This window comes from Pseudomonas agarici, assembly GCF_900109755.1.
In the GTDB taxonomy this organism is placed as follows: domain Bacteria; phylum Pseudomonadota; class Gammaproteobacteria; order Pseudomonadales; family Pseudomonadaceae; genus Aquipseudomonas; species Aquipseudomonas agarici.
On the sequence record NZ_FOAR01000005.1, the window covers coordinates 166,337 to 188,829 of the forward strand.

Genomic DNA, 22,493 nt, shown 5'->3' on the forward strand with positions numbered 1-22,493 from the left:
TAACAGCCCTCCCCCACGCCTGGCAAATACAATCGGACCAAAGGATTTCCAGGCGCCCGCTTTCAGGGAATCGATTCCAGGCGCAAGGCGTCGGCCAACGCCCCCAGGGCTTGCTCCAGATGGCGATGGCCGTTGGAGGTGGTGCTCAGGCGTAGGCAATCGCGGTGTAAGCCATGCAGGCTGAACAATTCACCGGGGGCCATGACGATCTTCTGCTCCAGCAGGCGTTCGAATACCTTACGCATGTCCGTCGGACGCGAAGCTCGTGCCCAGACGGTTGCGCCGCCCTGAGGTGTGACGAAGTCCAGGCTGTCGGCCAGGCGTGCGCGCAACAACTGGCTGACCTGCAACATCCGTTCGTTGAGCAGCCGCCGTAGGGTGCTCAGGTGCTGATCGATGCGTCCGCTGTTGTACAGGCGGGCAATCGCCTTCTGTCGCGTCGGCGACATGCGAAACGAGCGCAGCAGGAAATGCCGCTGCAACTCCATCCCCAGATGCCGTGACAACAGATAGCCGAACGGTGCCTCGCAGCCCATGAAACGCTCGAAACTGGCGAATACCAGCAGGCGATCCGGATCGACCAGATCACGCATGCACACCCCTCCGGTTTGAAAGGCGAGTTCGCCATGACTGTCGTTCTCCAGCAGCCAGACCCCGAAGTGCTCCAGCAATCGGGCGATCTGCTGGCGCTGCTCCAGTGGCATCAGGCTACCGTGGGGCATATTGATTCTGGAAGACATCAGCAACAGTTTGACCGATTGGGTCTGCAACAGATGTTCAAGTCCCTCCAGATCAAAGGCACCGTGGCTGTCCAGCGGTAGTTCGACCACATTCACCCCGCCGGCCTGCAACAACCGCAGAATCACCCAATCGCCAGGCGACTCGACCAATACCGTTGCCTGTTTCAGGGACAGCGCGGCCATCAGCGTTTCCAGGACACTGCGCAGGTCGGCACCGATATAGACATCGTCGGCATGCCAATAGCGCTGCGCCGAGGTGGTGTAACGTACCGCCAGGGCGGTGCGCAGCTCCAGTTCGCCAAATGGCTGGAACTGCGGTTGCTGCTGTCTGGGATACTGACGCACCAACTCCCGCTCAAGCAGCAGCAGTGGATTGTCCAGCGACAACAGCAACGCAGGCTCATCGCTGCTTAGCACCAGAGTGCCGGGGCGGCGCGAATGCACGTACATCCGCTCCAACAGGTCGGCACCGCTGCTGATGAACGCATTGCCGGAGACCGGCAATGCGTAATAGCCCGATTTGGCCTGGGAGTAGACCCGACCCTCCTTCTCCAGCAAGGAGTAGGCGTACTGGATAGTCGAGATCGACACGTTCAGGCGTTCGGCCAGATGCCGCAACGAGGGCAGCTTGACCCGCGCATCGGTTTCCACCTCATTGATCAGGTTGAGCAGATAACGGTAGACCGACTGATAGGCGAAGTCCGAATGCTTGCGCCCTCTGGTCGTTCGTGGAACCGCATCGGGTTCGGGAGTTTCTGAAGCTATCAATACCAATCCTTTTAGCGTCCCGACAGGACTTCTTTGCAGACTTCACCGTTATCGGGATTGATGATGTCAATACGATGTTTATCTGGATCGCCGGCCCGGATCCGGGCAATCAGCGAGACGGAGCTGTTGAAATCGACCTGGGTTTTCCGATACAACTCCTGCAACAGCTTAAGTGTCAGGCCGCTGACATTCGTCAACCACTGTTCCACCTGCTCGCCAGTCGGCTGGGCCGACAGGGCTCTGTGCAGGTCCGGCAATGCCACCAGCATGCCCGGATGGCAGTGGCGCAGAAAAGGCTCCAGGCCAAGGCCCTGATTGACGAACGGCGCGAACAGCAAGCAGATCAGTTGCTCTTCTCGCAGGCCGTAGGCCTCCTGGGCATACGCCCCGGCCAGGGCGCGACGGTTGAGAAGTTTTTCTGGCGTATCGTAGGCGACCATGGCCTGCTCGATCAGACGTGTCGACATGCGTTTCTTACGCATCATCACCGCGGCCAGTTGCAGGTATTCGGTAATGCCCGTCTGGTAGCTCAGCTCCCGGACATATTGCGCCTGCAAACCACGCATATGAGCCATCAGCAAGGGGTTGGCGCAATCCGATTCGCTGAAGTGGAAGGCCAGGTCCTCAAAGCGGAAGCCGAGGAACTCCGTCAGCAACGGCCAGCGTTGCTCGATGTTGCTGCCCACCAGGTCATAGACACTCACTAGCATCGGTGCATTGGCGTGACCGATGGCCGGACCCTGGGGTTGCGCCGGGGTGTCGCCATAAAGCTCTCGATAGTACTCAAGACTCAGCTCATTGCAGTTGTGCACAACCTCTTCGAACTCCAGCGGCCCCCTGCTTTGCTTGTTCCGATCAGGGCCGGCGGTCGAGCGCAGCAGCCAGGTCAGGTACTCCTTCTGTTCCCGTGGGGAATCACCGATGATCAGGGCACTGCTACCCTTGTCCCAGGCACTGGCGCGCTGGTGAAAGTCCGCCATCGACAGGTAGCAACTGTTGCAGAACATTGCCCGGCCATCACCCGCTGTCAGATGGCCGTTCATAAGCAAGTTGCGTCGATTGAAATCGCGATTGAGATCGGACATCGGCGTCCGGTGCTGAAACGGGCGGACATGTCGGTTGTCCACCATCAACAACTCCACGCGGGGGTCGTCGTAGACGAACAGCGCGCAGTAACCGCGGTGAATATTATCCATGACCGTAGCGGTCACGCCGGCATGCCGCAAGGTGGCGATACGCAGCTTGAACGTGGCTGGCGAGCGCCCGGCGATGCTCAACTGAGCGGCCCGCAGGAAGGCCAAGGTGTAACTGCTGTCCTTGCCCCCGCCATGGGGCACCATGACCTTGAACTCGCCGATGCGCTCAATGCCGCCTGCGGCCACGATTAAACGCTGGATCAACAACTGCAATGCGATACGTTCGGCACGTGAGAAGTAACTCAACAACCGTTGTAGAACCTGTTGATAGACATAGTTCATTGCCTGCTCGTGAATAGAGCTCATAGCCTTTACACCTGGATTGGGTTCAGTGTCGGGCAACCGGCGCTCGTAATTATCAACGCATGTTATGTTCAGGAGTGTATTCACCGTCCACAGTTGGACAAGTCGAATTACAATTAAGAGTATGACTCCAAACCTGTAACATCCACAGCAAGGGTATGCGAGTGTGACCTAAGTCACGGATTGCCGGTCAATAATGGGGAAATCTTTGCGGCGATAAGAACATCCTAGGAATATTCTTACACTTACCTACAACTATTGATCACACGAATAAGTTCAATATAAAGAGAGCCCCTATCCGTACTCATCCTCTTCCCACCGGTTCCCCGTGAACACCCTGATTGAAAATTGTGCAATTGCATCGAACGGTACAACAACTGAAACTCGACCATGACTCGTTCCTTGAGCTGAAAGTTACCGGTTAATTATCAGTGCTTACAAGGCGATTAACAGATACAGAATTTGGAAAAAAACCGGTTCAGTTGCCCAAATAATCACTTTTTTCGGCAACTTTCTTACAAAAAAATCAATCATTTGTTGGACAAAACAAAAAGCCCCGTATCAGTTGACTGATACGGGGCTTGATAATTGCTTGCATGACCTCAGACGGGATTGACCTGCAGTGCCACCCGCCCACGGCATGGACAAGCGTCCATGAGCCGATGAGCCTCGACAAACTCATCGAAAGGGAACGCACGGATTTCCAGTGGCGACAGGACACGGTCCGCCGTCAGTTGGTTGATATCGCGCAGTGCCCGGCGTACCGCCGGCTGATCCTGAGCAATGCCCAGTTCTGGCTTGCCGGTGAAGTTGCCGATACAGTGTACGAAGAACTGGATGTTCTTCTGGAACGCCGCACAGGCCGGGAATGGCGTCTGATTACCGCCCTGCAGGCCATAAAGCACCAAGCTGCCACGCGGTGCGAGGACATCGCCAAGCATCGACATTTGCGGGCCACCAAGGCCGTCGAAGACCATGTCGACGCCACGACCATCGGTGTACTTGGTGATCTGCATCAACAAATCCTGCTCTTCGGTGACGATAACTTTCTCGGCACCCAGAGCCAGAAGAAAATCACGCTCCTCGGCGGTCTTGGTCGCAGCAATCACTTTCACACCCAGGGCCTTGCCCAGTTGCACGAACGCCGGGCCGGCACAGTGGCTGGCGTCGGTGACCAGAGCAAACTGCCCCGGCTTGACCTGGGCCAGGTTGACATAGGCGAAATAGGCGATCAACAACGGTGTGTAGTGGACGCTGGCCTCAACCGGAGTCAGCACATCCGGGTAATGGGTCAGGGCCGAACGCGGCAGGACAATCACCTCACCGTAGACGGGGTAGTCGTTGGGGCTCTGGGCCGGGAAGCTGGCGACTCTGTCGCCGATCGACAGATCGTCCACTCCATCACCGATAGCAGTGACCACACCGGCCATCTCGTGACCGATACCCGCCGGCAGCAGAGCACGGGAGGATGCCAGATTCTGCCGCCAGAGAACATCATACCAGTTGATGCCAATCGCTTCGACACGTACCTGCACTTCACCCGGTGCAGGCACAGGGGCCACATGCTCTTCGCATTTGAGCACCTCGGCTGAACCAAATTTGTGAAAACGGATCGTGCGTGACATCGCAAACCTCGCCAAAATGAACCTCTGATGACACGAACTCTATCCGGGGTTTCCCTTGAAGACTATCTGTGCCCATTAATAGTCGACATGCCTGTCATTGATTGGCGAGCATTGTACACAATGTTGGCAACCTGGGCCGGGGCCGCAAGCAAGGTCGCTTTTTCCTGCCAAGGAGCCCCCTCGGCTCAGGGTTTCAGGCGCCGACGTGACCCCGCGCATCACTCTGGCATAAACCCTGACATAAATAGGAAAGTTTATTTTCCCAGTGCGAATCAGGTGCCTTTGCCCGTATTATTGACCTTATCCGTCATTGACTGACCAGTGAAGCGAGCCCGATGAACCGTAACGACCTGCGCCGCGTCGATCTGAACCTGCTGATTGTATTCGAAACCCTGATGCACGAACGGAGCGTGACCCGAGCGGCGGAAAAGCTGTTCCTCGGTCAGCCGGCCATCAGTGCGGCACTGTCGCGCCTGCGTGGCCTGTTCGATGACCCATTGTTCGTGCGTACCGGGCGAAGCATGGAACCTTCGGCCCGTGCCGTGGAAATCTTCGCCCTACTCTCGCCAGCGCTGGACTCGATCTCCACTGCGGTGAGCCGCGCCTCTGATTTCGATCCGGCGACCAGTACCTCGGTGTTTCGCATCGGCCTGTCGGACGACGTCGAGTTCGCCCTACTGCCGCAGTTGCTCAAGCGGTTACGGGCGGAGGCTCCGGGTATCGCCCTGGTGGTCCGCCGCGTCAATTACCTGCTGATTCCAGCCAAGCTGGGTTCCGGTGAGATTTCCATCGGTGTCTGCTATACCACCGACCTGCCTGCCAACGCCAAACGCAAGGTCTTGCGTCGCAGCTCCTCAAAACTGCTGCGCGCCGATACCGTGCCCGGCCCGCTGTCGCTGGACGACTTCTGCGCGCGTCCGCAAGCGCTGGTGTCGTTTGCCGGCGACCTGAGTGGCTTTATCGATACCGAGCTGGAAAAGCTCGGGCGCAAGCGGCATGTCGTGCTTGCGGTTCCACAGTTCAACGGCTTGAGTACGCTGATCAGCGGTACCGATATTGTCGCCACCGTGCCCGACTACACCGCCGACGCCCTGACCGCCGCGGGTGGCGTGCGGGCCGAGGACCTGCCGTTGCCGGTGCAGACCTTCGAACTGCACATGGCCTGGCGCGGCTCCCAGGACAACGATCCGGGCGAACGCTGGTTGCGCTCGCGGATCCAGATGTTCTGCGGCGATCCGGACAGCCTCTGACCATACCGCACTCGCCCCAACAGGAGGATACGATGACGACTCGCGCGGTGGTTTTCGATTTCGGCGGCGTCTTGTTCGATTGGAGCCCGCAGTACCTGTACCGCCAATTGATCGCCGATGAGCACGAAAGGCAGTGGTTTCTTGACAACATCTGCACCCAGCAATGGAACACCGAGCAGGATGCCGGTCGCTCGCTGGCCGAAGCCACTCGCAGCTTGATTGCCCGACACCCGCGACATGAGCCCCTGATCCAGGCCTATTACGACCGCTGGCACGAAATGTTACGCGGTCCACTGCCAGGAGGCGTAGCCATCCTGGAAGCGTTGCATAGCGCCCAGATGCCGTTATTCGGGTTGACCAACTGGTCGGCCGAAACCTTTCCCTATGCCCGTGCCCATTACCCCTTCCTGCAGCGCTTTCGCGACATCGTGGTGTCGGGCGAGGTGAAGCAAATCAAGCCCGATGCCGGGATCTACCATATGAGTCTGGATCAGGTGCGGGCGCACCTGCCGGATATCCAACCCAATGAAGTCGTGTTTATCGATGACGTCGCAACCAACATAGACGCGGCCGTTGCTCTCGGTTGGCAGGGTATTCACCACGTGTCCGCCGAAGTGACGCAAGCGTGCCTGCATGAGCTAGGTGTGCGTTTTTAGGACCGCGCGATGCCGACAGTTGGCCCCAGCGGGGCCGACACCTCCCATCACCCGGCCCCGCTCATCAGCTAACGTTGCCTATGAATGGCAACGCCAGGTATAGCTTGATCACGATGGCATTGGCGATATCGATAAAAAACGCCCCGACCATAGGCACCACCAGGAACGCGATCCGCGACGGGCCGTAACGCTGGGTCACCGCCTGCATATTGGCAATCGCCGTGGGCGTCGCGCCCAAGCCAAAGCCGCAATGCCCGGCGGCCAGGGCTACGGCATCGTAGTTGCGGCCCATCACCCGGAAGGTGACGAAGATCGCGAATAGCGCCATCAGCACGGCTTGAGCCGTCAACAGGATAAAGATCGGCAAGGCCAGCGCCGCCAGATCCCAAAGCTTCAGTGACATCAGCGCAATGGCCAGGAACAGCGACAAGCTGACATTGCCCAGTACCGATACCTCGCGCTCGAACACCTCATGCCAGCCCAGCGCCGATAGGCCATTGCGCAGCACCACGCCAACAAACAGCACACAGACGAAGGTCGGTAGCTCAAGAGCCGTACCCTTGATTAATTCACTCAGAAAGGTACCGGCCAACAGACTGATGGCAATCAACGCCAGTGTCTCGATAAAGGAACCTGGGGTGATCATCCGCTCGCGCTCGGGCTGCTCGAAGCCCTTCGGCACACTCGGGACTTCATCGATCAGCTTTTGGGCCTTTACGCGCTTGATTAACAATCTGGCTACTGGCCCGCCGATCAGACCGCCGAGTACCAGGCCAAAGGTTGCCGAGGCCATGGCCAGCTCCGAGGCGGACGTCACCCGATACTGCTCGGTAAACACCGAACTCCATGCGGCACCCGTACCGTGGCCGCCCGACAAGGTGATTGAGCCTGCCAACAACCCCATCAGCGGATCCAAGCCCAAGGCGGCGGCCAATGACACGCCGAGGGCGTTTTGCACCACCAGCAACCCGACGACCACCAGCAGGAAAATACCCAGGACCCGCCCGCCTTTCCTCAGGCTGGCGAAATCGGCGCCCAGGCCGATAGAGGCGAAGAAGGCCAACATCAGTGGCATTTGCAGGGAGGTGTCGAAGCTCACCACAAAGTCGGCGAAGACCCGCAATAGCAACAGCATCAACGCTACCACCAGTCCGCCGGCGACAGGCTCGGGAATATTGTAGGTGCGCAGGAACCCGACACGGGAACACAGTCCACGGCCGAGCAGCAACACCAAGGAAGCGGCTACCAGCGTGCCGTAGAAGTCGAGTTGAACCATATGGATAATCCTCGGTAATTATTTTTGTCTGACGATGTTCTGGACAAAGTCGAGCCGCCCCGACAATACGAGTGTCGAGGTGTGAATCAGCGGGCTCCTGTATTTAATCAACGTAATCAATCATCGAAAGGAGACGTAATGAGCGGATGTCAGAAATGTGGTCGTAGTCTGAAATCGCACACCTGCAAGGGCTGACGATGTTTTTACCGGTCTTGTGGGTAATACTCTGCTGCTGTATTCGCCCGTCTGCCGCCCCGCCATTTTACTGAAGCCTATCGGCAGCGATGTAGGCTTTATTCCCTCACAATGTCGGATAATTCCGAATATTCAGACCGATAAGCATGCCATTACCAACTGTCGTCAGGCCTTTTCTGGAGGGGCGGCACATTTCCTACATCAGGCCAACGTCATGGCAGACTGCGCGACGCGAAAAAATAGCCTATATCGGTCTGTAGGGGCTGTGTCACCGCCCTTTCTCTTATTTACTGAAACAGTGATTTGCGATTTAAGCCATGGATAGACACCTAACGGAAGGCGCATGCTAGAGAGCTAAGTCTGCGTTGCTATCATTCCGAATGATAGTTACCTTCGCTTCATTCGATTCGTGTGTGATCAACGCTCACAGCATGATCCGCTCATCTCAATAGATTGGCGGCTTCTCCATGGAACATTCACTTAAGCTTTTGCGCTTTCCCCTGGCTACCCTGGCAGTCGTCGTGCTCAGTGCCTGCGGCAAGACACCCGTGGCGGGTGGCGCAATGCCGGCGAGCAAGGTCAGTGTGGCCAAAGTCATCGAACAGCCTGTCAACGAATGGGACGAGTTCACCGGACGCCTTGAGGCCCCGGAAACCGTGGAAATCCGCCCACGGGTTTCCGGGCAGATCGACCAAGTAGCCTTCACCGAAGGTGCGTTGGTGAAGAAGGGCGACCTGTTGTTCCAGATCGACCCGCGCCCCTATCAAGCTGAAGTCCATCGTCTCGAAGCCCAATTGCAACAAACCCGTGCCACTGCCAGCCGCACGGCCAACGAGTCCGAGCGCGGCAAACGGCTGTTGAGCAGTAACGCCATCTCCGCGGAGTTGGCCGACAATCGCACCAGCACCGCCCAGGAAGCCAAGGCGGCCGTCGATGCGATCCAGGCACAACTGGATTTGGCCCGCTTGAACCTGAGCTTCACCCGCGTCACCGCACCGATCAGCGGCCGTGTCAGCCGTGCCGAAATCACCGCCGGCAACATCGTCACTGCCGATGTCACACCGTTGACCAGTGTGGTCTCCACCGACAAGGTCTACGCCTATTTCGACGCCGATGAGCGGGTCTACCTCAAGTACGCCCAATTGGCGCGCCAGGGTAAGCGGGGCCAGACCACTCCGGTCTACCTGGGCCTGTCCAATGAAACCGGCAACCCGCACCTGGGCCAAATGAACTTTGTCGACAACCAGGTCAACCCCCGGACAGGCACCATCCGTGGTCGCGCCGTGTTCGACAACAGCGACGCCAGCTTCACGCCCGGCTTGTATGCCCGCGTAAAGCTGGTCGGCAGCGGCACCTACGCCGCCGTGCTGATCAATGACGAAGCGGTGGGCACCGACCTGGGTAAGAAGTTTGTGCTGGTGGTGGACGCCGACAAGAAGATCGCCTATCGCTCGGTCGAGTTGGGCCCAAAAATCGAAGGACTGCGAATCGTGCGCAACGGCCTGAACAAGGATGACGTCATTGTCGTCAAGGGCCTGCAACGTGTGCGTCCGGGCTCGCTGGTAGATCCTGAGGTGATCCCGATGGCCAGCCAGGAAACTCTCGCTGCCCTGGCAGAACAACGGCAAGTGCTGGAAGCCAGCAACCTGCCGCAGGTTACCCCGGCCAAAGATGCTTCGGCCCAGGCTAGCAAGCTGGCTGCAGCGACCCCACGCGGTTAAGGGATATACTCGATGAATTTTTCCCAGTTCTTCATATCAAGACCGATTTTCGCGGCAGTATTGTCGCTGTTGATCCTGATCGCCGGTGCGATCTCGCTCTTCCAGTTGCCGATAAGCGAATACCCGGAAGTGGTTCCGCCTACCGTGGTGGTACGTGCCAACTTCCCCGGCGCCAACCCCAAGGTCATCGGCGAGACCGTGGCCGCGCCCCTGGAGCAAGCCATCACTGGCGTCGAGAACATGCTTTACATGTCCTCGCAGTCCACTGCCGACGGCAAGCTGACCCTGACCATCACCTTCGCTCTGGGTACTGATCTGGATAACGCGCAGGTGCAGGTGCAGAACCGTGTGACCCGCACCGAGCCGAAGCTGCCGATTGAAGTGACTCGCATCGGTATCACCGTCGACAAAGCTTCGCCCGACCTGACGATGGTGGTGCACCTGACTTCGCCGGACAAGCGCTACGACATGCTCTATCTGTCCAACTATGCGTTGCTCAATATCAAGGATGAGCTGACGCGTCTGAACGGTGTCGGTGACGTGCAACTGTTCGGTATGGGCGACTACTCCCTGCGGGTATGGCTCGACCCGAACAAGACCGCGTCGCGCAACCTGACCGCCAGCGATGTAGTGAACGCGATTCGCGAGCAGAACCGTCAGGTCGCGGCCGGTCAACTGGGGGCGCCTCCGTCGCCCTCTGCTACCAGTTTCCAGATGTCGATCAACACTCAGGGTCGCCTGGTCTCGGAGGAAGAGTTCGAGAACATCGTGATTCGCGTAGGCGACAACGGCGAAATCACCCGTCTCAAGGACATCGCTCGAGTCGAGCTTGGCTCTAACCAGTACGCGCTACGCTCGCTGCTGAACAACCAGCCGGCGGTGGCACTGCCCATCTTTCAGCGTCCTGGCTCCAACGCCATTGAGGTGTCCAACCAAGTTCGCGCCAAGATGAACGAACTGAAGAAGGACTTCCCGCAAGGTATGGACTTCAGCATCGTCTACGACCCGACGGTTTTTGTGCGCGGCTCCATCGAAGCCGTGGTGCATACGCTGTTCGAAGCCCTGATCCTCGTGGTTCTGGTGGTCATCCTGTTCTTGCAGACCTGGCGTGCCTCGATCATTCCGTTAGTCGCGGTGCCAGTGTCGCTGATCGGCACGTTTGCGGTCATGCATATGTTCGGCTTCTCGCTCAACGCCTTGTCGCTGTTCGGCCTGGTACTGGCGATCGGTATCGTGGTGGACGACGCCATTGTGGTGGTGGAAAACGTCGAGCGTAATATCGGCCTGGGCCTCAACCCGGTCGAGGCTACGCAGCGCGCGATGCGTGAAGTGACCGGCCCCATTATCGCCACGGCGCTGGTGCTCTGTGCGGTGTTCATCCCGGCGGCGTTCATCTCCGGCTTGACCGGTCAGTTCTACAAGCAATTCGCCCTGACCATCGCCATTTCGACCGTGATCTCGGCGTTCAACTCCTTGACCTTGTCGCCGGCGCTGGCTGCCGTATTGCTCAAGGACCACCACGCGCCGAAAGACCGTTTCTCGAAAATCCTCGACGCGTTGTTGGGCGGCTGGTTGTTCCGTCCGTTCAACCGCTTCTTCGAACGAGCCAGCCATGGTTATGTCGGCGCCGTGACCCGGGTCATCCGAGTCAGCGGCGTCGCCCTGGTGCTCTACGCCGGACTGATGGTCCTGACCTGGCTGGGGTTTTCCACCACGCCGACCGGCTTCGTGCCCGGCCAGGACAAGCAGTACCTGGTAGCCTTTGCCCAACTGCCGGATGCGGCCAGCCTGGACCGTACCGAAGAGGTGATGAAGCGCATGTCCGACCTGGCGCTGAAGCAGCCTGGCGTGGAAAGCGCGGTGGCCTTCCCCGGCCTGTCGATCAATGGTTTTACCAACAGCCCGAACGCTGGCATCGTGTTCGTGACCCTCAAGCCCTTCGACGAGCGCAAGGACCCGAGTAAATCGGCCGGTGCCATCGCCAGCGCCCTGAACGGCAAGTTTGCCGGCATCCAGGAAGCCTATATGGCAATCTTCCCGCCACCGCCCGTTCAAGGCCTGGGCACCATCGGTGGCTTCCGCCTACAGATCGAGGACCGCGGCAACCTAGGCTACGACGAGCTGTACAAAGAAACGATGAACATCATCACCAAGAGCCGCAGCGTGCCGGAACTGGCCGGGTTGTTCACCAGCTATACCGTCAACGTACCGCAAGTGGATGCTGCCATCGACCGTGAGAAGGCCAAGACCCACGGTGTGGCTGTCAGCGATATCTTCGACACCCTGCAGGTCTACCTAGGTTCGCTGTACGCCAACGATTTCAACCGCTTCGGCCGCACCTATCAGGTCAACGTTCAAGCCGAACAGCAATTTCGTCTCGAATCCGACCAAATCGGCCAGCTGAAAGTACGCAACAACAGGGGCGAGATGATTCCGCTGGCTACCTTCATCAAGGTCAGCGACACCTCGGGGCCGGACCGTGTGATGCACTATAACGGTTTTATCACTGCGGAAATCAACGGCGCCGCGGCACCGGGCTACAGCTCTGGCCAGGCCCAGGCGGCCGTCGAGAAACTGCTCAAGGAGGAATTGCCCAACGGTATGATCTATGAGTGGACCGACCTGACCTATCAGCAGATCCTCTCGGGTAATACTGCTTTGCTGGTGTTCCCGCTCTGTGTACTGCTGGCATTCCTGGTACTGGCGGCACTGTATGAAAGCTGGAGCCTGCCGCTGGCGGTGATCCTGATCGTGCCGATGACCCTGCTGTCGGCCATTGCCGGGGTGATTGCGTCTGGTGGCGACAACAACATCTTCACCCAGATCGGCTTGATCGTATTGGTGGGCCTGGCGTGCAAGAACGCGATCCTGATCGTCGAATTCGCCAAGGATAAGCAAGAAGAAGGCCTCGACCCGTTGAACGCGGTGCTGGAAGCCTGCCGTCTGCGTCTGCGGCCGATCCTGATGACCTCAGTGGCCTTCATCATGGGCGTGGTACCCCTGGTGGTTTCCAGCGGTGCCGGTGCCGAGATGCGTCATGCCATGGGTGTGGCGGTGTTCTCCGGGATGCTCGGAGTGACCTTCTTCGGCTTGCTGCTGACTCCGGTGTTCTATGTATTGATTCGCCGCTCTGTGGAGCGCAGTGAGAATCGTAAGGCGGCACGGGCCCTCAAGCTGGAGGCGCAACAATGAGCCGTGTAAAAGTCTTTCTACCCAGCCTGCTGGTATTGGCATTGAGCGCCTGTGCCGTCGGCCCGGACTACAAAACGCCTGACACGGCGCCGGCAAATATCACCTCCGCTACCGATGGCAGCGCTGGCCAGAAGAACTTCGATCGTGCCCACTTCGAAGGTCTCTGGTGGCAGCAGTTCGACGATCCGACCCTCAACCAGTTGGTGACTCAATCCCTGGCTGGCAACCGTGAGTTGCGTGTCGCCTTCGCCCGCCTGAAAGCGGCGCGGGCGATCCGCGATGACGTCAGCGACGACGCCATGCCGACCATCACCAGCCGTGCCAGTGCCGATTTGGGCAAGAGTCAGGTACCGTCGGGTCAGAGTGACAAGCGGGTCAATAACGACCGTTATGACCTCGGTCTGGACATGGCCTGGGAAATCGATTTGTTTGGCCGCATCCAGCGCAACCTGGAAGCCGCCGACGCCGATCAGCAGTCGGCGCAGGCCGACCTGTACCAGTTGCAGGTAACCATGATTGCCGAGCTGATGGATGCCTACGGGCAACTGCGCGGCGCGCAACTACGGGAAAAAATCGCCCTGGCCAACCAGAAGAACCAGCAGGAGTCCAAGGGCATCACTGAAAGCCTGCGCGATGCCGGTGTCGGCGAACAGCTCGATGTGGTCCGCGCCGATGCCCGCCTGGCGGCGGTCGAAGCCAGTGTGCCGCAACTGCAAGCCGAACAGGCGCGCGATCGCAATCGCATCGCGACGTTGCTCGGCGAGCGTCCGGATACCTTGTCGGTGGACTTAAGTCCCAGGGACCTGCCGGCGATCTCCAAAGCCCTGGCCATCGGTAATCCGGGCGAGTTGTTGCAACGTCGTCCGGATATTCTCAGCGCCGAACGCAAGCTGGCTGCCGCCACCGCACGGATTGGCGTGGCCAAGGCCGACCTGTTTCCACGGGTCAGCCTCAGTGGCTTCCTCGGCTTCACCGCCGGACGCGGTTCGCAGATCGGCTCCTCGGCGGCCAATGCCTGGGCCCTCGGTCCGAGCATCACCTGGCCGGCGTTCAACCTGGGGAGTGTGCGGGCTCGTCTACGTGGCGCCAACGCCGAAGCCGAAGCTGCCCTGGCGACCTACGAACAGCAAGTGTTGCTGGCCCTGGAGGAATCGCAAAATGCTTTCAGCGACTATGGCAAGCGTCAGCAACGCCTGATCTCGCTGATTCGCCAGAGCGAGTCGAGCCGTACCGCCGCCGACCTGGCGGCGATCCGCTACCGCGAGGGCACCGTAGACTTCCTGGTATTGCTCGATGCCCAGCGCGAGCGCTTGGCTGCCGAAGACAGTCAGGCCCAGGCCGAGACCGACCTGTATCGCGGCATCGTGGCCATCTACAAGGCCCTGGGCGGCGGCTATGCGCCGCAGACGGTGGCCAGTAACTGATTCAAACTCTCCTGGTTGGATGCTCCCCCAACCTCTTCGACCCCGCGCCCATTCGGTCGTGGGGTTTTTTTCGGCCGCGAAAACCTTGGGAACAGCAACAGGTACCTGCACGGTCGAACGGGAGATTCTGGCAAGCCTCGGGGAAATCGAGCTGATGTTGCCTCGAACCGATCGAGTGCGTGCCCGATTGATCACGGGTTTGACTCCGAAGCGCTCCTAGCCGAAGCTGTCAGTTTTACAAAAAGCTCGCCAGCTCACGGACACTGCATGACGAAGCCTCACCGCTACCTGATCATCAGCCTATTTGCACTTCTGATTCTGGCGCTCGCCGGGTACTGGTTGCGCAGCCCGTCGGCGACACCCACGAAAACCCCACATGTCAACTACAGTCAGGCCCTGGAACAGGCACACAACGGCCAGCCAGGCGCTGCGCGAGTGCTCTACCAACAACTGGGGCGCACCGATCTGTCGGATATCCGCCGCGCCGCGCTGCACGCCGAACTGCCCAACTACCCTAGTCCCCAGGCGTTGAAATTGGCCGATGCGGATTTGCTCAATCCCTCAGCGTTGGTACGTGAAGCCGCAATCCAGAGCATTGTCGGCCTGGTACCGAAAGCACAACGCAGCCTGTTGCTCGGACCGGTGCTGGAAGACAGCGAGCAGGAGGTGCGCTTTGCCGCCGCCAATGCCATGCTCGGTTTGTCACCGGACGATCAAGGGCTATATTTCGGCCCATTGCAACAGGTGATCGATAAGTATGAGCGAACGCTCGAGGCCCAACCGGAGAGTGCCGATGCCCAGTTCCAGCTCGCTCGGTTGTACCTGCACGAAGGGCAATTGGATAAGGCTCAGCAGTCGCTTGAACGGGTTTCACAGCTGGAGCCGAATAACCTCGAAGCGTTGGTCGCTCAGGTTGAACTGCTGGATAAGCGTGGCCAGTCGGATCAGGCCCGACAACTGCTGGCCAAGCAATTGGAACAGCAACCACAATCGGCGTATCTGCAACATGCCCTTGGCATTTGGCTGCTGCATCATGACCAGGCCGAGTATGCGCTGCTGGGCCTGGCCAAAGCCGTTGAGCTGGAGCCGGACAACAGCGAATACCGCTACAAGCTCGCTACCACCTTGCATGAGCTGCACCAGCTCGAAGCTGCCCAGCGTCAGCTCGAAGAGCTGGTCCAGCGTCGTCCGGCGAACCGCAAAGCCCGAGTACTGCTGATCAACTACTGGAAAGAAAGCGGTCAGTTGCAGAACGTGCAGATCCTGCTGGCCCAACTGGAACAGCAGAATCCCGATGATCCGGCTCTACAACAGGGACTTTGAAACGTCGACAAAAAGGCGGAACCGCTCGGTCAGGTCCTGGACATTGATTGCCTCAGGCCAGTAAGCGCCGGATCTGATTTTGCAGTGAGTCCAGATCGAAGGGCTTGGCCAGGATCGGTGCGATCCGGGTGATGGGGCTATTGGTCTCGAGAATCTCGGCCGGATAACCGCTGATGAAAATCACCTTCAGGTCTGGACGCAGCTTGATCGCAGGTTCCGCGATGTCGACTCCGCAGACCCCACCGGGCAAGCGAAAATCCGTCACCATCAGGTCCAGGTTCGGCTTGGTCGCGAGGATCTTGAATGCTTCCTCGCCGTTTTCGGCCTGCAGGACCCGATAACCTTCACCAGACAGATAGTGCGATAACACCATCAGGATCGCGGGATCGTCCTCGACGATCAGGACGACGTCTTGTGCATCTTCACTCATGGAAAGCCTTCATTCTTAAGGTTGCTGCCAATATGACTATCCACTCAGCGAGAAATTGCCTGGTTTTCCTGCAACGGTAGACAAACACAGAAAGTGGCGCCTGCACCAAGAGTACTTTGTAGCCTGATAGTGCCACCATGGGCGCTGACAATCTGCTCGGAAATGAATAGCCCCAACCCGAGTCCGGCGGCCACATGGCTGGCCGAAACCCGTTCGAATTGCTGGAAGATGCGCTTCTGGTTGTCTTCGCTGATCCCGATCCCATGATCGCGAACTTCAATCCGTGCTTCACCATCCTGGGCGTAGACTCGTACATCGATCGGGCTTTTGGCACCGTAGCGCAAGGCATTGGTCAACAGGTTGGAGATGACCTGCTCGATGCGAAATTCATCCCAGTTGCCCACCACCGGTTGCGCGGCCTGGAAGTTGAGTGTCGACCCGGCGGCCTCCACTTGGGGCGCGAACCCTTCCAACACCTTGGCTACCCGTTGCGAAAGATCGAAGCGGCTCCGGCGTATCGACAGTTTGCCGGTGCGGATGCGTGACACATCAAACATGTCCTCGATCAGCCGGATCAGACTCTTGATCTGCCGTTCATCGCGCTCGACCATGGCGTGCACCTTGTCCAGGGTGAACGCTGCCGCGTTATCCTTGGCCAGATGCATCTTGCGTAGCTGGGTCTCGAGGATCAGCCCATTGAGGGGGGTGCGCACCTCATGGGAAACGATTGACATGAAGTCATCGCGCGTGCGGATCGCGCACTGCAATTGCTCCTGAGTTGCCCGTAGCTCCTTGAGTAGCGCCTCCTGCTCGCGCCTGCTCTGCTCAAGGGCCTCGACCTGCTGCTTCATCGCCTTGCTCTGACGATACAAATCGACGAAAACATTGACCTTGCTTTTCACCGCATAGGTATCGAGGGGCTTGTAGAGGAAGTCCACCGCACCGCTTTCATAGCCCTTGAAGGCATAGTTGAGCTCACGCCCGGCGGCACTGACAAAGACGATGGGAATACTGCGGGTCTTCTCGGTGCTGCGCATCAGCTCCGCCAGTTCGAAACCGTTCATGCCCGGCATCTGCACATCGAGAATGGCTATTGCGAACTCGTGCCGCAACAGCAGGGACAAGGCCTCATCGGCCGACAAGGCCTTGTAGACGGCGCGATCTTCGCGCCTGATCAGTGCCTCCAGCGCCAGCAGATTTTCCGGCAGATCGTCGACGATCAGCAGTTTGGCCTGGATAGTATTTAGCATTCGATTCGTTCCGGCTCGACAGACAGACAGCTGATGCCGTGTAAAGGGAGAATATACTCCGGCTCGTGCCCGCCGACCGCAATGACACCCACACGCTGTTGCCGGGTTAACTCGAGAGTCTGTCTACTCATAGCTTGCGATAAATCCGCTCTTGCTTGATCAGAGGTTCGAACTGCTTGTCAAAGGGAGAGAAATCCAGGGTTTCCTTGCTGCCAAGCGCCAGGAAACCACGACGACAGAGCGATTCATGGAACAAATCAAAGGCACGGTTTTGAAGTTTTTTATTAAAATAAATCAATACATTGCGACATAAAATTAATTGAGTTTCTGAAAATACGCTGTCGGTTGCCAGGCTATGATCGGCAAAGGTCACGTTCTCGCGCAACGTCTTGTCGAAAATCGCATAGCCATAGGCTGCCGTGTAGTACTCGGAAAACTCTCGCTGGCCGCCAGCTTGCAGGTAATTGTGGGTATAGGCGCGCACGTTATCCAGGGAAAAGATCCCTTGCTTGGCCTTATCCAGGGAGCTGGGATTGATATCGGTGGCGTAGATGATCGTGCGCTCCAGCAAACCCTCCTCACGCAGCAGGATGGCCAGCGAATAGACCTCCTCGCCCGTGCTGCAACCGGCGATCCAAATCTTGATCGATGGGTAGGTCTTGAGCAGCGGCACCACTTCCTGACGAATCGCCAGGAAGTGGCTGGGATCGCGAAACATCTCGCTGACCGGTATGGTCAGAAACTGCAACAACTTCATGAATGCCGTCGGATCGTGCAGCACACGCTCCTGCAAGGCCGAAACCGTCGCACAGTCGAACTGGCGCAAAGCGTGGTTGACCCGACGCCTGATGGACGCGTCGGAGTAGTCGCGAAAATCATAGCTGTACTTAAGGTAAATCGCCTCGATCAAGAGACGCAGTTCGATGTCGAAATTTTGCTCCACTAGGTCCTTTCCATTTTCGGTAACCACACCCGAATCAGCGAGAACAAGCGATCCAGGTCGATGGGTTTAGCCAGGTAGTCGCTGGAGCCGGCTTGCAGGCAGCGCTCCTGATCGTCCTTCATGGCCTTGGCCGTGATCGCGATGATCGGCAACTTGCGCCAGCGTGGGTCCTTGCGAATTTCCACGGTGGCTTCATAGCCATCCATTTCCGGCATCATCACATCCATCAGCACCAGGTCGATGTCGTCGACTTCATTGAGTTTTTCAATCGCTTCGCGACCGTTACGACCGATCTCGACAATGGCGCCTTTGTGTTCCAGGGCGCTGGTCAGGGCGAAGATATTGCGCACGTCGTCGTCCACCAGCAGGATCTTGCGACCCTCGAAGACCTTGTCGCGGCTGCGGGCGGTCTTGAGCATGCGCTGACGTTCATGGGACAACTGCGATTCGATTTTGTGCAGAAACAATGTCACTTCATCGAGCAGGCGTTCGGGCGAGCGAGCGCCCTTGATGATGATCGAGCGCGAATATTTGCGCAGGTAGGCTTCTTCATCACGGGTCAGGTTGCGACCGGTATAGACGATCACTGGCGGGAAGGCGCGGATGTCTTCAGTGGACATGCGCTGGAGCAGTTCGTTACCGAGCATGTCGGGCAGCTTGAGATCGATAATCATGCAGTCATAGACATTCTCGCGTAGCAACTCAAGGGCATTCTGGGCAAAGCCGACCGCGGTGATTTCGATATCCTCGTCACCGATCAACCGCGCGATACTGTCCCGTTGCAGATCATCGTCTTCGACCAACAGTACACGCTTGACCTTCTGCGTCAGCTTGGCTTCGAGCCGGGAGAAGATCTCCTTGAGCTCATCGCGGCTCGTCGGCTTGACCGCATACCCCATGGCGCCCATATGCATGGCGGCTTCGATGCGATCCTCGACGGAAATCACATGCACCGGAATATGCCGGGTCGCCGCCAGTTCCTTGAGTCGTTGCAGCACCGTCAGACCGGAATGATCGGGCAGGCGCATGTCCAGTAGGATTGCATCTGGAACAAACTGCGCCGCCAACCCGAAGCCTTCATCGGCCCCACAGGCAACCAAGCACTGGTAACCCAGCTCATGGGCCAGGTCGTAGAGAATTTGGGCAAAACTCAGCTCGTCCTCGATCACCAGGATGCGGCGCGTGCCGAACGGCGCCTTGTCACGATCATCGGCAAACCGGGCAATCGGTGTTTCGCTCGCCACCGGCGGTTCGTCGCGCACCACCGGAGCCATAACCGATGGTACATGGGCCGGGGCCTGGACCGCGGGGGTTCCCTCAACGGCTTCGACATAGTGCTCCGGCAACGCCAGGGTGAATACGCTGCCCTGCCCTGGTTCGCTCGCCACACTGATCGAACCACCGAGCAAAGCGGCCAGGTCGCGGGAAATGGACAAGCCCAGGCCGCTTCCGCCGTAACGGCGATTGGTGGTGCCATCGGCCTGACGGAACGCCTCGAAGATGCTTTCATGCGCTTCGGGCGCAATCCCGATCCCCGAGTCGCGGACTGTAAAGGCAACCCCCACGCCTGGCTGACGAAAGACGCTCAGGCTGACCTGGCCTTTCTCGGTGAACTTCAGCGCGTTAGACAACAGGTTCTTCAGTACTTGCTCCAAGCGCTGGCGGTCGGTAAACAGCATGGCCGGCGCGCCCTCCTGAATCTCCACGGTGAATGCCAGTTGCTTGTCGCTCGCCAAGGGCAGGAACAAGTCGTGCAACCCCTCCACCAGCCGCACCACACTGGTGTTCTCCGGGCGCACCTCAAGCTTGCCGGCTTCGACCTTGGAAATGTCGAGGATGTCGTTGATCAGGTTCAACAGGTCATTGCCCGCAGAATAGATCGACTCAGCGAACTTGACTTGCTCGCCGGTGAGGTTGTCCTGAGGGTTTTCCGCCAACAACTTGGCCAGGATCAACGAGCTGTTGAGTGGTGTGCGTAGCTCATGGGACATGTTAGCAAGGAACTCGGACTTGTATTTGCTCGAACGCTGTAGTTCCTCCGCACGTTCTTCCAACTGCGCCTGAGCCTGATTCAGCTCGCCATTCTTGCGGTCCATGGCATCGCGCTGTTCGGCCAGTTGATCGTTGGTTTGTTCCAGCTCAGTTTGCTGGGTTTCCAGATGAGCCTGGGACTCCTTGAGCACCCGCGACTGTTCTTCCAGTTCTTCGTTGGCGGTTTTGAGCTCTTCCTGCTGGACCTGCAATTCTTCATTGAGCTGCTGGGTCTCGGCCAGAACCTCCTGCAAGCGCTGGCGGTAGCGAGCGGCTTCGATGGATGTGCCGATATTGTCTGCGATCAGTTCCAACAACTCGATGTCACGCTCGTTGAGCTCGCGCAAAAAACCCAGTTCGATCACTCCGTTGACCTGCTCGTCATTGGTGATCGGCACCACCAGCACGCTACGTGGCGAGCCATTACCAAGACCAGAGCTGACCTTGAAGTAGTCAATCGACACTTCGTCGAGGCGAATCAATCGCCCCTGGCTGGCGGCCTGACCGACAATGCCTTCGTCGGTATAGATCGATTGCTCCTGCTGCTCCTGCTCGCGGGAAAAGCCATAACACGCCACCCGCTTCAGGCTCCCATGATCTTGGCGCACATAGAGCGCGGCAACCGAGCTACCCAGATATCGGGCGCAGAATTGCAGGATATTGCGCCCCAGCAGGTGGAGGCTGAGTTGGCCGAGGATCTGCTCAGCCAATTCGGTCTGGCCGCTACGCAGCCACGCCTGCTTCTCCAGACGCTGGGAACTCTTGAGTTGCGACGCGATATTTTTGCTGTAACTACCTGAAAGATTTATTAAGTCTTTTCGCCCCACATAGGCGAGCAAAACGCTCAGCCCGAGTACAAAAAACAAGTAGAGAGCAGTGACCCAGATCGTGGTGTGACTGACATCCTCGTTCCGAGCAAGGCGCAGTTGCTGCTCGGTGTCGACGGCACTCTCATATTCACTGCGAATCTCGTCGCTCAGACGCTTGCCACGCCCGGCCTTCACCGCTCCACGATAGTCGCCGTCGGAACGTTGCAGCTCGATCATCGATTGCGCGTATTCGGTCCAGGCCTCTTGCAGGGCTTCGATACGCTTGAATCGCTCGACCTGCTGGGGGTTATCTGCCACCAACTGTTGCAACCCGCGCAGCTCGGCGATGAGCTTCGGCTTGGCGACTTCATAGGGATCGAGGAAATGCTCATCGCCTGTGATCAGGAACCCGCGCATGCCGGTTTCCAGGTCGACAGACAGCTTCATTGCCTCGTTGGTACCGCTGATTACCCGGTCGGTATGCTCGACCCATTGGATCACCGACAGCAGATAAGTGATCAATGAGACGAAAAACACCGCGCTGAGTACCCCAACACCCAGTGGCAAGCTAATGTTGCGACTCAAGATTGTGCGAAAACTGCGCTCATCAACCGAAGACGGTGAGTTCATGTCGGGCCTCGGACGGGGTGTTGAAGTAAAGAAGTTTGCCGTAATTGCAAAAAAAAAATCTATTTTTCTCACAACTATGAAGGCAATTTCAGACCTCGTACTGCCTTCCATCAAGGAGAAGCGCTATCCTGTCAGCTTTGTACAGGTCGCGTTTTTTTGTACAACGGCGCCAACGTGCCGATCGGCGGCTTACTGATGCAAGAGGCGAACGTTCTTCATCCTCCTGCTCGCCTTCATTTTTTGGGAAGCCCACTATGTGCACAGCAAACTCCACCATCCTCGTTGTAGAAGACGACAGAATTGTCCGTATGCTGATTGTCGATGTACTTGAGGAACTGGAGTTCAAGGTACTACAAGCCAGTAGAAGCGATTTGGCGCTGGAGCTGATCAATGACACCGGCATACCGATCGACCTGCTGATGACGGATCTCAGCCTGCCTGGAATGAATGGACGAGAACTGGCGGCAGCGGCGCGCCGGGTCCGGCCGGGGCTACCGATCCTGTTTGCCAGCGGTTATGCCGAAAGCATCGAGGTGCCAACAGGCATGCACTTGATCGGCAAACCTTTCTCTATTGATCAATTGAGGGACAAAATTAAGTTAATTATATAACTTACTGATTATATGTGAATTTGTATTGTTATAAATCACTTTAAGTTCCACAACCGGGTCATTCAAAGCACCCGTTACCCGCAGCGACACAACCCGTGCCCTACGACCGGCTTTATTGAC

15 protein-coding genes are annotated in these 22,493 nt (G+C 58.0%); 7 read left to right on the top strand and 8 right to left on the bottom strand.

What is annotated here, in order from left to right:
* Nucleotides 1–62: 62 nt before the first annotated feature.
* The 3 genes from BMX68_RS06870 to BMX68_RS06880 form a co-directional block, all read right to left on the bottom strand.
* Complete coding sequence (locus tag BMX68_RS06870) at nucleotides 63–1,508, bottom strand: aminotransferase-like domain-containing protein (RefSeq protein ID WP_017133855.1); 1,446 nt, start codon at nucleotides 1,506–1,508, stop codon at nucleotides 63–65.
* An 11-nt stretch (nucleotides 1,509–1,519) separates the two neighbouring features.
* The gene (locus BMX68_RS06875; protein ID WP_026013393.1) at nucleotides 1,520–3,010 is read right to left on the bottom strand and encodes a hypothetical protein; all 1,491 of its coding nucleotides are present in this window, start codon (nucleotides 3,008–3,010) and stop codon (nucleotides 1,520–1,522) included.
* A 599-nt stretch (nucleotides 3,011–3,609) separates the two neighbouring features.
* On the bottom strand, nucleotides 3,610–4,632 hold the full coding sequence (locus BMX68_RS06880) for a zinc-dependent alcohol dehydrogenase family protein (protein ID WP_017133857.1): 1,023 nt from the start codon (nucleotides 4,630–4,632) through the stop codon (nucleotides 3,610–3,612).
* A 335-nt stretch (nucleotides 4,633–4,967) separates the two neighbouring features.
* Here BMX68_RS06880 and BMX68_RS06885 point away from each other — a divergent pair, with 335 nt between their 5' ends.
* Complete coding sequence (locus BMX68_RS06885) at nucleotides 4,968–5,882, top strand: LysR family transcriptional regulator (protein WP_017133858.1); 915 nt, start codon at nucleotides 4,968–4,970, stop codon at nucleotides 5,880–5,882.
* Nucleotides 5,883–5,914: 32 nt separating this feature from the next.
* The gene (locus BMX68_RS06890; RefSeq protein WP_017133859.1) at nucleotides 5,915–6,538 is read left to right on the top strand and encodes an HAD family hydrolase; all 624 of its coding nucleotides are present in this window, start codon (nucleotides 5,915–5,917) and stop codon (nucleotides 6,536–6,538) included.
* Nucleotides 6,539–6,602: 64 nt separating this feature from the next.
* Here the strand turns inward: BMX68_RS06890 and gltS are convergent, their stop codons facing one another.
* Nucleotides 6,603–7,814, bottom strand: a complete 1,212-nt coding sequence (gene gltS / locus BMX68_RS06895) for a sodium/glutamate symporter (protein WP_017133860.1) — start codon at nucleotides 7,812–7,814, stop codon at nucleotides 6,603–6,605.
* A gap of 662 nt (nucleotides 7,815–8,476) precedes the next feature.
* Here gltS and mexE point away from each other — a divergent pair.
* From mexE to BMX68_RS06915, 4 genes are all read left to right on the top strand, one after another.
* On the top strand, nucleotides 8,477–9,730 hold the full coding sequence (gene mexE, locus BMX68_RS06900; RefSeq protein ID WP_017133861.1) for a multidrug efflux RND transporter periplasmic adaptor subunit MexE: 1,254 nt from the start codon (nucleotides 8,477–8,479) through the stop codon (nucleotides 9,728–9,730).
* A 12-nt stretch (nucleotides 9,731–9,742) separates the two neighbouring features.
* Nucleotides 9,743–12,922: an efflux RND transporter permease subunit gene (locus tag BMX68_RS06905; protein ID WP_017133862.1), complete on the top strand. Its 3,180-nt coding sequence runs from the start codon at nucleotides 9,743–9,745 to the stop codon at nucleotides 12,920–12,922.
* Nucleotides 12,919–14,346, top strand: a complete 1,428-nt coding sequence (locus tag BMX68_RS06910; RefSeq protein WP_074861974.1) for an efflux transporter outer membrane subunit — start codon at nucleotides 12,919–12,921, stop codon at nucleotides 14,344–14,346. Before BMX68_RS06905 ends, BMX68_RS06910 begins: the two co-directional genes overlap by 4 nt.
* A 267-nt stretch (nucleotides 14,347–14,613) precedes the next feature.
* The gene (locus tag BMX68_RS06915; protein ID WP_017133863.1) at nucleotides 14,614–15,669 is read left to right on the top strand and encodes a tetratricopeptide repeat protein; all 1,056 of its coding nucleotides are present in this window, start codon (nucleotides 14,614–14,616) and stop codon (nucleotides 15,667–15,669) included.
* Nucleotides 15,670–15,721: 52 nt separating this feature from the next.
* Here the strand turns inward: BMX68_RS06915 and BMX68_RS06920 are convergent, their stop codons facing one another.
* From BMX68_RS06920 to BMX68_RS06935, 4 genes are all read right to left on the bottom strand, one after another.
* Nucleotides 15,722–16,099 (bottom strand): response regulator, encoded by a 378-nt coding sequence (locus BMX68_RS06920; RefSeq protein ID WP_017133864.1) that lies wholly within the window; start codon nucleotides 16,097–16,099, stop codon nucleotides 15,722–15,724.
* Between the two features lie 44 nt (nucleotides 16,100–16,143).
* On the bottom strand, nucleotides 16,144–17,349 hold the full coding sequence (locus BMX68_RS06925) for a hybrid sensor histidine kinase/response regulator (RefSeq protein WP_017133865.1): 1,206 nt from the start codon (nucleotides 17,347–17,349) through the stop codon (nucleotides 16,144–16,146).
* Between the two features lie 127 nt (nucleotides 17,350–17,476).
* A complete protein-coding gene (locus tag BMX68_RS06930; RefSeq protein ID WP_017133866.1) occupies nucleotides 17,477–18,292 on the bottom strand; it encodes a CheR family methyltransferase in 816 nt (271 codons plus the stop codon).
* Complete coding sequence (locus BMX68_RS06935) at nucleotides 18,292–21,762, bottom strand: response regulator (RefSeq protein ID WP_017133867.1); 3,471 nt, start codon at nucleotides 21,760–21,762, stop codon at nucleotides 18,292–18,294. The genes BMX68_RS06930 and BMX68_RS06935 overlap by 1 nt, the downstream gene beginning before the upstream one ends.
* Before the next feature lie 254 nt (nucleotides 21,763–22,016).
* On the opposite strand from BMX68_RS06935, the gene BMX68_RS06940 reads away from it, so the two are divergent.
* Nucleotides 22,017–22,373 carry a response regulator gene (locus BMX68_RS06940; protein WP_017133868.1) on the top strand — a complete coding sequence of 119 codons (357 nt, stop codon included), beginning with the start codon at nucleotides 22,017–22,019 and terminating at the stop codon, nucleotides 22,371–22,373.
* Nucleotides 22,374–22,493: the final 120 nt, after the last annotated feature.

Bases quoted from the DNA above. Each gene is read 5' to 3' on its own strand.
- BMX68_RS06875 (WP_026013393.1), bottom strand. From the start codon at position 3,010: ATGAGCTCTATTCACGAGCAGGCAATGAACTATGTCTATCAACAGGTT.
- BMX68_RS06880 (WP_017133857.1), bottom strand. From the start codon at position 4,632: ATGTCACGCACGATCCGTTTTCACAAATTTGGTTCAGCCGAGGTGCTC.
- BMX68_RS06885 (WP_017133858.1), top strand. From the start codon at position 4,968: ATGAACCGTAACGACCTGCGCCGCGTCGATCTGAACCTGCTGATTGTA.
- BMX68_RS06890 (WP_017133859.1), top strand. From the start codon at position 5,915: ATGACGACTCGCGCGGTGGTTTTCGATTTCGGCGGCGTCTTGTTCGAT.
- gltS (WP_017133860.1), bottom strand. From the start codon at position 7,814: ATGGTTCAACTCGACTTCTACGGCACGCTGGTAGCCGCTTCCTTGGTG.
- mexE (WP_017133861.1), top strand. From the start codon at position 8,477: ATGGAACATTCACTTAAGCTTTTGCGCTTTCCCCTGGCTACCCTGGCA.
- BMX68_RS06905 (WP_017133862.1), top strand. From the start codon at position 9,743: ATGAATTTTTCCCAGTTCTTCATATCAAGACCGATTTTCGCGGCAGTA.
- BMX68_RS06910 (WP_074861974.1), top strand. From the start codon at position 12,919: ATGAGCCGTGTAAAAGTCTTTCTACCCAGCCTGCTGGTATTGGCATTG.
- BMX68_RS06915 (WP_017133863.1), top strand. From the start codon at position 14,614: ATGACGAAGCCTCACCGCTACCTGATCATCAGCCTATTTGCACTTCTG.
- BMX68_RS06920 (WP_017133864.1), bottom strand. From the start codon at position 16,099: ATGAGTGAAGATGCACAAGACGTCGTCCTGATCGTCGAGGACGATCCC.
- BMX68_RS06925 (WP_017133865.1), bottom strand. From the start codon at position 17,349: ATGCTAAATACTATCCAGGCCAAACTGCTGATCGTCGACGATCTGCCG.
- BMX68_RS06935 (WP_017133867.1), bottom strand. From the start codon at position 21,762: ATGAACTCACCGTCTTCGGTTGATGAGCGCAGTTTTCGCACAATCTTG.
- BMX68_RS06940 (WP_017133868.1), top strand. From the start codon at position 22,017: ATGTGCACAGCAAACTCCACCATCCTCGTTGTAGAAGACGACAGAATT.